This is a genomic window from Paenibacillus allorhizosphaerae (genome assembly GCF_042659105.1).
GTDB lineage: Bacteria > Bacillota > Bacilli > Paenibacillales > NBRC-103111 > Paenibacillus_G > Paenibacillus_G allorhizosphaerae.
Genome location: NZ_JBHSRV010000003.1, coordinates 404008 through 417055 on the forward strand (window position 1 = coordinate 404008; position 13048 = coordinate 417055).

Below are 13048 nucleotides of genomic sequence, written 5' to 3' on the forward strand. Positions count from 1 at the left end.
GCGAGGTGCTAAGCTTGTGTAGGAATAATGAGGAAAATAATCGCTTCGCCCATCAAATCACCGATCGAGCATCCGACACAGTTGACATCCCTGTTATCAACCGTCCAATCATTTGGAAACGAGGAGAACGAGATGAAACAATACCAAATCATGATCAACGGCATACCGTTCAGTTCAGCTCTTAATGAAATAGATGCATTCAGAATATATGAAGCCAACAAATATTGCGTCAAAAATATCGAGCTCATCGAGCTTTGTCCGGAAACGACGTCGCCCTCCCCGCCTCCTGCGAAAGCGGAGCCCATTCAAATCGCTTGTTCGGACAATGAAAAATGAGTATCTTCCTGCACACGTCCCGTGTCCAGGTGGGTTACGGAGTCCTTCAAAGGCAGACAGACCGTTTATAGCAGCAGTTTTCGTTCAAAAAAACAGGTCATCGAGGAGCATTCGCACCTCAATGACCTGTTTTTGCGCTATTGTTCTTCTGGATTCTCGTCTACTCGTATAAGCGAATTTCTACGAGCTCCGCACGCGGGCAGCCGTTCGTCGCCTCGACCACCAACCGGAATTTGGAAGCGGTGACTGCGGAATCGAAGCGGTGTACCCGCTTCCTCTTGTGATTGTCCTTATGTCTGCTAAGTACCGTCCAGGCATCTCCGACGAACGCTTCCAGACGGTAGTCGCGAATGAGCTCCGGAATCATCTCGAAGGAGGTGCGGTGATGGTGAAGATTGATCAGATCCTCGTTCACGTCGTCGTTAAACACGATATGCGCCTCACGGAATGCGACGTTACGGTCCCAAGCCAGTTCCACCCAAGCCTCTTCCCCCGCGGCAAGCGTCTCTGAAGCCCATAGATGCGGGCCGCCATACGGGCGCAAGTATCCGTCGGTTACATGGGAAGGAGCGAATGCATTCGTCTCCGGAAATGCCCGGAAACAGAACGGTTTGCGTACAAACTTTCTCATGCCCCACTGCACGACCGGCTGATCGTGCCGGTGATCTTCCAATGTTTTCACGGCACGAGCGGCGGCGCCGCGTTCGAAAGCGAGCACACCCGATTGCGGTGTGTGCGACATATGCAGCGACACCTGCGCGTTCGCTTTCACGATGACGAACGCATTTTGCGCTTGTTCCGGCTTCCATGCCAGCGGAACGGCCACCCACTGCCGCTCGCCTGCGCTCACATGAGCGGAGCCGCCGGCAACATAGGTGTGCGGGACATAATTTTCAGCGCGACCTGTGCTCCACAGCTCCACTTCCAATGTCGTCTCCGCTGCCGCATCGATCAGCAGTTCGATGCGGCTTAGTTCCGGATCGACGGGAAGCAGTATGCCGGCGTCGCTCTTCAGCGCATACGCCTCGGCCGGCTGTTCCACGGCAAGCCGCGTCAACGCGCCGGATGCGCTGACGGATGCGGCGCGAGCCAAATCAGCGTCGTCCCGATTCGCGATACCAAGCACCGACGCATCCTGGCGCAGCAGCGTTTGCAGCAGCTCCGATAGATGCTCCCGATATACGCCGCGCGGCGTCGTGCCGTGTTTCACCGCCAGCGCCGCGCCTGTGCCAGCCGCTTCTCCGATGACGGCGCACGTCGCCATGACGCGGGTCGTTCCGAACGCGACATGCGTCGCGCTGATGTTGCGGCCGGCGAACAGCAGGTTCGAGACGTTCACCGAGTACAGGCTGCGGAACGGGATATGATAGCTTCCGTCCATATGCATATGTTTGGAGCCGCTTTCCGTGGAGTACATGCCTTGCGGCGGATGAAGGTCGATCGACCAGCCGCCGAACGCCACGCGGTCCTCGAACTCGCGCTGCGCGATAATATCGTTCTGATGGAGCACGTAATCTCCGATAAAACGGCGAAATTCCCGTTTGCCGGGAAGCGAGCCTACCCATTCGAGCGTCATGTTGTCCGCATCGAAGTTCCCAGAATTTTTAATATAATCCCATATCCCGTAAATGACGGACCACAGTTCGTCGCGGATCCGCTCGTTCTCGTGCACCGTATCGAGCTCGCCGCCCCATTCGATCCACCAATAATGGCAGCCGGAGTCGCCGCTGCGGATGACGCGCTTCATCGGAATCGACGTTTGCGTAATGTCCTTGGCGAAGCTCGGCGGCACATACTTGACCGGACGCCCGGCATCTTTGCTGTAAAACAGAATCGTACTGCCGAGCGTAATGTCGTCCGCCACTTCCGGCGCCCATTCCTCGTTATACTCGTGACGCGCTTCCCTTCCTATCCGGTACTTCGCTCCGGCCAAAAAGCCGACCAGCCCGTCTCCGGTACAATCGAGGAACATCTCGCTCACAAAGCGGATTCGGCGTTCCGATCCCATCATCCAGCCCGTTACCGATACGATCCGGCGATCCGACTCGCCGCCTTCCGCTTCCACTTCGTGCACATCCGTATTCAAGAATAGTTGGATGTTGCTTTCCGCTCTAACGGTTTCCAGGACGACCGTATCCCAGAAATAAGGATTCCCGTCCGGATTGCGGAACTGATTTTCCACGAACATTTCGCCCATGATGCCCGTTTCGCGCGCATACCTGTGCGTGCCGTGTGCGGTAGCTCCACATACCCATACCCGCACTTCGCTGCTCGAATTTCCGCCAAGCACGGGACGGTTTTGCACCAATGCCACCGTGCGTCCGAGACGGGCGGCGGCTACCGCCGCATTGACGCCGGCAAGACCTCCGCCGATGATCGTAATGTCTGTTTGTACCGTTTCGAATCTCATGCTTTCCTCACCCCTGAATAATGTGCATGTCTGATGATCGTCATCTTATGACTCACAATAATTTCATTATAATGAAACGCTTTCCGTGTTGACATGCACAGAATTTGTCGGAGTATATACGTATTTTCCAAACGGGAACGAATGTTCCAGCCCAAGCTGCCTGTAAATCCGCCGCATCTCATTGGGAATCGCGGGTAACTTTTTACAGCGGATCGAGCTGAACCGCCGCCTGCTTGCCGCTAACCTGGATGCCGTTTTTTTTACGGCCGGACGCATGCAAATCTTTGACGAGCGTTTCGAGCAGCGCTTTCGCCCGCTCGCCTTCTTTGCCTTGGATGCGCACAACGAGCAGCACTGCATCGCCGCCGCTTAATATGCGCTCCGCCTGCTGTTTTTTTGTATCGTAATCGTGGTCTTCGATATGAGGCGTCAGCCGAATTTCTTTCAGCTTCGGCTCTTTCTCTCGCTTCCGGGACTGCTGCGCTTCCTGCCTCGCTTCCCCAGCGCGAATAAGCCGGCATGGAGGCGGACTGCTCATCAGCGTAGTGCATACGAGGTCGACCTTGTGCTTTTTCGCCAGACTCAGCGCTTCTTTCGTCGGCATGATGCCGAGATCCTCGCCGTTCAGCCCGGTCAGCCAGACTTCGGACACTTTAATATTTTCATTCGTAATCATTGTCGATGCACCTGGACTTTCGTTATAATGATTCATAGTATCGCCTGGAAGGAGATTTTTCAAATGAACCGCAAAGAGCTCGATGAGCAAATTATACGCAACTACCAGCGGGACGAGCATATAATGATTCTCGTATTCGCGCAGTGGTGCGTCAACCACGGCCTCGATCCGGTACAGTTGTACAACCGCGCCTATCCGCAGCAGACGGACAACGAAGCGCTGCTGCATGCGATCGAGCTGACCGTTCCGAAAGAAGAAGCCGGCGAAGTGCACGACGATACAGTGCTTGGCGTGCTGTCGCTGTTCGGCAACGACGAGCTGGCTTTTATCGTCACGGAAGAAATCGCCAGGCGCCGCAAAACGTAATCGCTCGGCCACGCTTATGACGTGCAATCCCCTTCATCCCTTCTTTGGCGGGGGATTGTGCGCTTTCGGCCGTTGGCTTAGACAACTATCCTTTTCTTTCCCATCTGCCTACATATTTCCATATCCATCCTGCATCTGTCCATATATTTCAATTGCAATTCCCGTCATAATATAATGTAAGCGCTTAACCTAGCGGTTTATGTTGCTTTTTCCGCGTTTTTCTGTCTATCCGTTTGACTTTTGAGGAGGTGAGGAAGAACTTGTTTCGCACAGCGCGATTAAGGGGATTATTTCAAAGAAATACGATCTAAGGAGTCGGGATCCATGAAAAAACTTTCATTATTAACCGTGTTCACGCTTATCTCGGTCGCAGCAGCCGGGTGCGGCAGTCAGCAACCCTCCCCGCAGACAGCCAAAGAAGCCGAAGCTCCGAAACAACCGGTAACGTTAAAAATGTATACGAACCAGTCGATGACGAAGGAAGACTTGGATAAACTGATCAACGAACCGCTTCAAAAAAAATATCCTTACATTACCGTAGAGATCATTCCGACATCCAACAACAATTTGACGCAACAAGTCGCTTCCGGCGAACAGCTCGATCTGATTACGATTTATAACGGTCACATTCCTACCTTCAAAGAATTGAACATCTTCCAGGATATTACCCCGCTGACGCAGAAGCATAAATTCGATCTGGGACGATTCGATCCGAAATCGCTGGATACGTTGAGGGCGATTGCCGATAAAGGCGAGCTCTACGGTCTGCCGTATAACCTACAACTGAATGCGTTGTATTACAATAAAGATATTTTCGACCGGTTCGGGGTGGAATACCCGAAGGACGGAATGACGTGGGACGATGCCATCGAATTGGCGAAAAAATTGACCCGTCAGGTGGACGGGGTTCAATATCGGGGATTGGACCCGGAAGGCATTATTCGGCTCATGTATCCGCTCTCCTTAAACATCGTCGATGCCAAGACGAATAAGCCGATGGTGAACAGCGAGCCTTATAAAAAGCTGTATGAAATGGGCAATCGCATTTATTCCATTCCCGGCAATAAACCTCCGAAAGGCGCCAACGCGAACAATGCCTTCATGAAAGATAAGCAGGTCGCCATGTACGCCGTCATCAACCTGTTCGACAAACTCGCCCAAGTGCCGGAATTCAATTGGGATATTGCACAATACCCAAGCTACAAGGAAAATCCGAACGTCTACGGCATGTATGATCTTCACGTCATGACGATCAGCAAAACGAGCAAGTATCAGGATGAAGCCATGAAGGTGCTGGAAGTTTTATTTTCGGACGAAGTCCAGTCGCTCAGCGCCCGATCAACCGGGCGAGTTTCCCCGCTCAAGGATCCGAAATTCAAAAATGAATTCGGCGCGGATATGCCGATTCTGAAAGGCAAAAACGTCAAAAGCATATTTAAAAGCTCGCCCGCAAGCGCTCCGCCTTTCTCCATCTACTACACCAAAGCCAGAGACATCTTCAGCGGCAAATTCACGGAATACTTGGACGGTAAAAAAGACGTGAACACCGCGCTTCGCGAAGCGGAAGAACAGATTACGCAGTATATCAGGGAAAATGCGAAGTAAGAAAAGCTATTGATCGAAGCATTTTCGATGATGATACATTCGTGTAACTCCATCAAATAAGCTCGCCGTACCCGCAAAATGTCGGGCGCAGCGAGCTTATTGCTTGTTACTTCTTCACTTTTTGGTACAGCTCGTTGATTTCCTTCACGTAGTCGTCGCCACCGCTCTTCTTCCAGAGCTCCACCGCCGCCTTGAAGCCGGCTTCATCGATTTGGCCGACGATAAATTTCGTTCGCGCATCGCTGATGATCGTATCGAGCTGGGCGCCTTTTTGCGAATACACACTGGATACGAGCGGCTCAGCCGGATTCGCAACGACGATCGCCTCGTTTGCTTTAATCACCTCATCCGCTTTTTTCCGCAGCGGTGTCGGCTTGACGGCCAGGCTGCGCGTCTCCGGTATGAAGGCGACGAACTGGTTTAACCCTTCCACTTCGCCTTCCAGCAATGCCGCATCTTTGCTCGGCTCGATGCCGCCCTCGACTTTCTTGTAATGCTTTCCTTCGAGCCCGCGTTCGGCTAGCGTCTGCGCTTCGGCATCGTTCATTTTGTCGAGGAACGCCAGCACTTTGCGCAGCTCCTGCTCATTCTTCACGCCGGTTTTGGAGATGGAAAGCATGCCCGCGTAGCCCGAGGTCGGCAAGTTCTTTTGCCCTTTGGGCCCGCTCACCGTGCCGATCAAATCCATGATCTGCTTGTTCGGGTCATCCTTGCCGTCTTTTTGCAGCGCCGCATGAATTTTATCTTCCAACCGCGCGCCATTGTCCAGCACGTCTACGATCACGCCGGCATGCCCGTTAATGACGGGATCGTTCCATTTGGCCGTATCCATGACGGCAAAGTCGGGATTGATCAGCTTCTCGTCGTACAGCTTTTTGAAGAAGCGAAGCGCATCCATATATTCCGTCGTCAGATGAACGGGCACCAGCTTGCCGGAAGCGTCCTGCCCCCATTTATTCGGAGCGCCGAACCACGTTTGCATAATGTCGAACGGGCCGGTAAATTTGGAGATGACCATGCCGTACGTATCGTTTTTGCCGTTTCGATCCGGATCTTTATCCCGGAACGCTTTTAGCATATTGTAGAACTCGTCAATCGTCTTCGGCGGCTGCAGCCCTACGTTGTCGAGCCAATCTTTGCGGTACACGATCCCGTTGCGCCCAAGCGGTCGCGAGCGATAAATGCCGTAGATTTTGCCGTCGATGGAGATGTTGTTCTGCACGATCGGATTCGCTTTGCTCAAGTTCGGATAATCCTTCATGTAAGGGCCAAGCTCCCAGAATGCGCCGGAACGGGCCGCGTTAATGAATGAAGGCGATTTATCCTGAACGACCATGACGGCCGGCAGCTTGCCGGAAGCGAGTACGATGTTGAATTTATCGGGATACGAATTGTTCGGCACCCATTCGAAATGCAGATTGGTGTTCGTATATTTCTCGATTTCCAGCGCCACCGGACTGTCGTCCTTGACCGTGGTCGCCTTGAATGCCGGCAGCATGATGCTGATATCCGCCGGTCCTTGCGCTTTTCCGCCTCCGTCTCCGCCGGAGCCTGGCTGGCCCCCGTTTCCCCCCGTGGAACAACCGACTACGGCCGTCATCGATATCGATGTCAGCATGAGCGCCGACGCCCATTTGCGCTTCGCAAACGCTTTCTTTTTCACGTAAGAAGCCTCCCTGTTATATTGATTATATAAATGCTTATTATGCTGCTGTCCGTTACCCCTTGATCGAACCGATCATTACGCCTTTGGCAAAATGCTTCTGCAAAAACGGATACACGAGTAAAATCGGGATGGTACCGACGACGATGACGGCCATCTTGACCGTTTGCTCGGGGGGCTTGACGAAGTTCGGGTCGAGCTGGGACAAATCGCCCGCGCTTTGCGATAGCATGACGATTTGACGAAGCAATACTTGCAGCGGCCATTTGGCTGCATCGTTCATATACAGCAGCGCCGAAAAGAAGTTGTTCCAATGTCCTACCGCATAAAACAACGCAAACGTCGCGAGCACCGGCTTGGATAACGGCAGCACGATTTTCCATAAGATCCCGATCTCGCTGCAGCCGTCGATTTTGGCCGATTCCTCCAGCCCCGGAGGCAGCTCTTGAAAAAAGTTTTTCACCACAATCAGATTGAAGGCGCTGATCGCTCCGGGTAAAATAAGCGCCCAGTACGAATCGAGCAAGTTTAACCCTTTTACGACGAGATACGTCGGGATCAGTCCTCCGGAGAACAGCATGGAAAATACGATTAAATTGAGCACCGTATTCCGCCCCATCATCTCGCGGCGCGCGAGCGGGTACGCCATGGAGACGGTGAATGCCAAATTGACCAGCGTACCGACGATCGTTACGCCGATGGATACGCCGATGCTGCGAAATAAGGTAGAGGACGATAAGATGTATTCGTACCCTGTTAAGGAAAACGACTGCGGGATGATAAAAAATGCGCGCTGGGTCAGCTCGGCATCCGTAGCAAAGGAGCCGGCGACCACATACAAAAAAGGCAGCACGGTAAGACAGGCAAATACGGCAAGCAGCGTGTAGTTGCATACGTCGAAGATCGTTCCGCCGACGCTCCGGTACGATTTGCCCACAGCTCTGTTCCCTCCCTCGTCATGATTAATAGATTCCGGACTGGCCGAATTTTTTGGCGATATAGTTGCTGGAGAATACGAGAATGACGCCGACGATCGATTTGAACAAACCGACAGCCGTACTGTAGCTGAAGGCGCCTTGCGTAATGCCCATGATATACACGTACGTATCGAAAACATCGGCTTTTTCGCGATTGAGCGCGTTCGTCATCAAGTAAATTTGCTCGAAGCCGTTCTCAAGCACGTCGCCCATACGCAGGATCAGCAAAATAATGATCGTGCTTCGGATGGATGGCAGCGTAATGTGCCATATTTGCCGCCAACGGTTCGCACCGTCCATGACGGCCGCTTCATACTGTTCCGCATCCACGCCTGCCAGCGCCGCCAAGAAGATGATCGTGCCCCAGCCGCACTCCTTCCATATCGTCTGAAGAATGATGAGCGGCCTGAACCAGTCGGGGTCGGCCAAGAAATTGATTTTTTGCCCGGTGTATTGAAACAGCAGTTCGTTCACGATGCCGCCTTCGGTTGTCAGCAACACGTAGCTGATGCTGGCCACTATGACGATCGAAATAAAGTGCGGCACGTATATGAGCGTCTGAATGGTTCGCTTGTAGATCGAGATGCGAACCTCATTGAGCATCAATGCGAGCACGATTGGCGCGGGAAAGAAGAACAACAAGTTGTACAGCGACAGCAGCAGCGTGTTGCGCAGCAGCCGGAAAAAATCGGGGTTTTGAAAAAAGTTGTGAAAGTGCTCGAGTCCCACCCATTCGCTTTTCCAAAATCCGGTGAACGGCTGATAATTTTTGAAGGCGAGCAGCACGCCCCACATCGGGACATATTTGAAAAGCAAAAAGTACAGCAAGCCGGGCAGGAGCAGGACGTACAGCCATTTATCGCGTTTCAGACGCCTCAGCACTCTGCTTTCCGATGCCAGAGCTATCGATTGTCCGGATGGTTTCGTTTCCCCGCGATCTGTCGGTGTCGTTACCGGACCCACGGTCCCCCACCTCCATTTTTTATCATTGCGTTGCGAACGGACCGGTCGACTCGGAGCCGCAGATCTATTGTGCAGCAATCACGGTTTGATTGGTATCGTACATTTTTGATTCGTCGGCTATTGACGAAGCTTCTCTTCTATTGCAGCCTTTGCACTTTATTGAACGCCTGCGGCGAAAGCGGCGTTTTGCCTTATACGTTGCGCACGCGCTCCCGGTATTGCGTAGGTGTGACGCCTTCGAATTTTTTGAACAATCGGTTGAAATAGCTGTGCTGGTATCCGACTCGCTCCGCGATGTCGTTAATTTTGTGCTCCGTGTCGCGAAGCAGCGTCTTCGCTTTTCCAATCCGCAAATCAGTCAAGTAATCGATGAAATTTTGGCCCGTCACTCTCTTGAACGAACGGCTTAAGACGAATACATTGGCTCCGCAAACTTCCGCGCACTCGTCAAGCGACAGATCTCTCATATAATGCGCATCCATATATTGCATCGCCAGCTCGACCATTTTCCGCAGCTTGTCGTCGGAGCGGTGTTCCATCTCCTCCATGAACGGGCGGATGACCCGCGCCATAAACCAACGAAGGATTTGCTCCGATTCGCGCAGCCCGGACAGTTGACCGTACCGGTCGGCTGGCGACAACAGCTCGTTCGGATTCAATCCCGAATGCAGCATTTCGCGCTCCAATACGCAGAGCAAATTCATGACGCCTTGCCGCACATCCAGATCGGTTGCCCCTTCTTGCGCCAACGATTCGAGAAAAGCATGCACTTGCCGCTCCGCTTCCTCCGGCTGACCCGTGCGCATCGCCTGGATCAGCTCTCTTTCCGAGTCGAACGGATAAGCGATCCCCTGCTTCTTCTGCGGTTCTCCGACCAGCTCCGCGTCGATGATTTGGTTGTCCGCATCCCATTTGCGGTAGTTAAGCGCCAGCCGCGCCTGGTTGAACGCGACCGGAATGTCCCGTATATTCTCGCAGCCGCCTCCGATGGAAACGGTCGCTTGCAGCTTCAATATGCGGTTCAGCGTCAGGATGAGATTTTGCGCCCATGCATGGATGCCGCTTCTGTCATCGCCACATTCCTGTGGTTCAAGCTCCAGCACGATACCGACCGTCAAATCGTGAAAATTGATTACCTGGCATTCGCCAAACCGCTCCTCCGCCATTTCGTGCGCGATATTCGCGGCGGCGAAGCTGACTAGCCCCTCATCGTCCAGCGAATAACGGCCCGTACGGCTCGCCTGCGTCATCCCGAGACGGATGAACAGCACCGTGTATCGGCATTGTTCCGCTTTCCAGCCGTGCTGCCGCATTCTTTCTCGCAACTCTTCCTCCGTGTAGGAAGACAAGTATCCTTGAATGAGCTGCAGCAAAAATACTTGCCGCACTTGAGGCAGTTGGCTCTCCAGCTTGCTCTGCATCGCCATGCTTTGGCGGGTGAGCTGCAGCCACTGCTCTTCGATCAGTTGAAACTCGTCATGCGACCGAACCGCTTGCGGCAGCTTCCCGTACCCGAACCGGTTCAGCAGCCGGGCCATCGGCGAATAGATGCGCCTGGAAGCGAACCAGGCGAGCATGAGCGCCAGCAGCAGCCCTGCGCCGCTAACCTGCATTACGAGCTTGGATAAAAACACGACCGGTCTCGTTATCGCATCGATCGGTGCGGCGGACACATAGAGCCAGTTCGAGCCGATCCGCTCGAGCTGGCCGAAAGTGACGGAATATTTGTTATCCTTCCATTTCCATAGAAATGACGAGACATCCCCTTTGTGGCGCATCACTTCCGTTCGCAGCGACAGCCGCTGAGCCGACGATTCCTCCGCCGATCCGGTTAAAGCGGTCGAAGCGAGGATCGTGCCGTCTTCATGCAGCAGCAGTGCCTCACCCTCATCATAAGGTGTGAGCGTTTTCAAAACATTCCGCAGATCAGCGGGACTGAGGCGAGCGCTCAATATGCCATAAGGCTCCAGCGTTCCGCCGGGCATTTTCTGGACAAGAACCAGATCGGATGGCTCCCCCTCCGACTTGGACGGCAGCTGCGTCCAATAAATCGGCGCGCCTTGCTTCAGCAGCGACTGCACTTGCCGCAGTTCGGCGGAATTCGCAGGGAACGTATCGAACTGCGGGAAAAAACGGACCGGCATGGCGCCGCCGGTGATGTCGAGTTCGAGCTTCGTCTTGAGGGCCATCGATCCTTCCAGCACCATGAGCGTCTTCGTAATGTCCCGGGCCACGTCGAACCGGCGGAAAAAGTCGGTTTCCAGCAGACGGTAGTCAAACAGCGGTTCGTAGGACAGGTGGGACATCGTCAGCTCCAGATGGGCGAACTGCCCTCCCATCGTTTCCGCGCGCTTCGCGATCTGGTTCTTATGAAGCTGCACCAATTCATCCTCGACGCGCCCGCCGGCAAACCAGTACATGAGCACACCCGTAATGAGACCGGGAATCGAAGTGATGAGCAGAATGAGTACGAGGCTTTTTTTGTAAAAGATGCCTTTGCCCTTGTGAGCTCCTGGCTTCCATAACGAACGCAGAAGTCGGAATGTACCGAACATGGAATTTCGCCTCCCAAAGCGATCTCTAATAAAACAAAGACCCCGTATGCTTGTACGGAGTGTTGGATTCGTTCAACATATACGCCTTACACAAGTTCCCCGCCGGGATACAGTGTGGAGCTGTAAAGTCGTTTCGTTTGCGGCAGCGGTTTGCCGGAAGAAGCGGCGGTCAAGTCGTATGCGGAACTGCCGAATATGGCAGCCGTTTCGTTGCCGTAGATGACGACCTGCTCCCGGTCGGTTCCGAACAAATCCCCGTGGGCGACATACCCGTCTTCGGGGAATGTAACGACGGCATTCATATAGCCGTCGTACAACGCGGGGAACAACCCGCCGCCTCGCCGATAAGCCAAAATGTAGTCCAGTGAACCGGCATCCCAGCCGCGGATCGTCTCGATAATCGTCAGCCAGCCGTCGGTCGTGCGGTCTTCCTTCCATACAAGCCGCCCCTGATGATCAAGCAGGAACAACGCATCCTTTCCTTTGCGGGTTCCTCCCGCATCCCCGCGGACGATCCGGTCAAGGCCGGCGATTTGCAGCCCCGGAAGATCGCTGCGGAAGCGGCCTAGCGCCACGTGCTGCGACTCGATGGAGCCGTCGTAGCGCCACAGCTCCCGTCCGTGTCGGTCGTACATCACCGTCACGCTGCCGCCGATGACAAGCTCCGGGGCGCCGTCGCCATTCACGTCGCCGACCCATATGCAGTCGGCATGGTCGTCCAGATCGCTGCAGCTCCACAGCTTTCGGCCTTGATGATCAAGCAGGTCGTATCCGGCCATCACTTCATCCCGGCCGTCGCCGTCCAAATCGTACACCCAAGGATAATGGCCTACATTGCCTTCATGCTTCCACAACAGACGAAAGCTGTTATCAAGCGCCCACATGCGGCGATAACGGTCTTTCAAAAGCAAATCCGTCGGCCGGCCGCTGCCGCTTAAATTCGCAATCACAATACAATCATGCGCCTCCGGATCGGGGAGTTCGCACTCGGATTTCGCTTTGCCCGTCGCCCCGTCCAAAACGCACAAGCGACCGTTCATGACGCACAAAACTTCAAGTGCGCCGTCGCCGTCCCAATCATAGATTTGCGCCGGATAATCCGAACCCGGTCCGCCCGCATCGGGATGCGGCTTCCCGGTCTGCCACAGCATCGCGCCATCCAGACGGTATGCCGTTACACACTGCACCTGATGCGGAATGTAACGTACATCCTTCCTATTGTCGGGCTGCACCATCACAATCTCCATACGGCCGTCGCCGTTGATATCGCCCAGCAGCATTTTACAGCGCGGTCCGGCCGAACGAATGTCCACTTTTCCTATAAGCACAGACTCCAATGCCCCTACGATCATAACCGCTCTCCTCCTTCACATAACAGCCGCCTACAATGCGGCTCACAAACGGTATTGCGAATTTTACGTCAATATATTAACGTAGAAGAAAAGCTTCTGAACGAAGCCTTCCGATGAAGATACATTCGTGTTTAAATGAAGCTTT

General features: G+C 53.8%; 10 protein-coding genes. 3 read left to right on the top strand and 7 right to left on the bottom strand.

All coding sequences use genetic code 11. The features are described 5' to 3' along the window. Positions 1 to 132 precede the first annotated feature (132 nt). Positions 133 to 336: a hypothetical protein gene (locus tag ACFQI7_RS15055; RefSeq protein ID WP_218097735.1), complete on the top strand. Its 204-nt coding sequence runs from the start codon at positions 133 to 135 to the stop codon at positions 334 to 336. 160 nt (positions 337 to 496) lie between these two features. Here the strand turns inward: ACFQI7_RS15055 and ACFQI7_RS15060 are convergent, their stop codons facing one another. Together ACFQI7_RS15060 and infC are read right to left on the bottom strand one after the other, a co-directional pair. After that, on the bottom strand, positions 497 to 2746 hold the full coding sequence (locus ACFQI7_RS15060) for an FAD-dependent oxidoreductase (protein ID WP_218097736.1): 2250 nt from the start codon (positions 2744 to 2746) through the stop codon (positions 497 to 499). A 202-nt stretch (positions 2747 to 2948) separates the two neighbouring features. After that, positions 2949 to 3422, bottom strand: coding sequence for a translation initiation factor IF-3 (infC, locus tag ACFQI7_RS15065; protein ID WP_218097737.1), 474 nt, complete (start codon positions 3420 to 3422; stop codon positions 2949 to 2951). A gap of 63 nt (positions 3423 to 3485) precedes the next feature. Here infC and ACFQI7_RS15070 point away from each other — a divergent pair, with 63 nt between their 5' ends. Both ACFQI7_RS15070 and ACFQI7_RS15075 read left to right on the top strand, forming a co-directional pair. Further along, entirely contained in the window at positions 3486 to 3788 is a 303-nt protein-coding gene (locus ACFQI7_RS15070) for a hypothetical protein (RefSeq protein WP_218097738.1), read from the top strand. A 324-nt stretch (positions 3789 to 4112) separates the two neighbouring features. Then, entirely contained in the window at positions 4113 to 5393 is a 1281-nt protein-coding gene (locus tag ACFQI7_RS15075) for an ABC transporter substrate-binding protein (protein WP_218097739.1), read from the top strand. Between the two features lie 106 nt (positions 5394 to 5499). Here ACFQI7_RS15075 and ACFQI7_RS15080 read toward each other — a convergent pair whose 3' ends face one another. The 5 genes from ACFQI7_RS15080 to ACFQI7_RS15100 form a co-directional block, all read right to left on the bottom strand. After that, positions 5500 to 7056: an extracellular solute-binding protein gene (locus ACFQI7_RS15080; RefSeq protein ID WP_230414676.1), complete on the bottom strand. Its 1557-nt coding sequence runs from the start codon at positions 7054 to 7056 to the stop codon at positions 5500 to 5502. A gap of 55 nt (positions 7057 to 7111) precedes the next feature. Further along, positions 7112 to 7993, bottom strand: coding sequence for a carbohydrate ABC transporter permease (locus tag ACFQI7_RS15085; RefSeq protein ID WP_218097740.1), 882 nt, complete (start codon positions 7991 to 7993; stop codon positions 7112 to 7114). 25 nt (positions 7994 to 8018) lie between these two features. Beyond that, complete coding sequence (locus ACFQI7_RS15090) at positions 8019 to 8939, bottom strand: ABC transporter permease (protein ID WP_218097958.1); 921 nt, start codon at positions 8937 to 8939, stop codon at positions 8019 to 8021. Positions 8940 to 9187: 248 nt separating this feature from the next. Next, positions 9188 to 11551, bottom strand: a complete 2364-nt coding sequence (locus ACFQI7_RS15095; RefSeq protein ID WP_218097741.1) for a helix-turn-helix domain-containing protein — start codon at positions 11549 to 11551, stop codon at positions 9188 to 9190. Between the two features lie 86 nt (positions 11552 to 11637). Continuing rightward, the gene (locus ACFQI7_RS15100) at positions 11638 to 12903 is read right to left on the bottom strand and encodes a rhamnogalacturonan lyase family protein (RefSeq protein ID WP_230414678.1); all 1266 of its coding nucleotides are present in this window, start codon (positions 12901 to 12903) and stop codon (positions 11638 to 11640) included. Between the last annotated feature and the right edge of the window lie 145 nt (positions 12904 to 13048).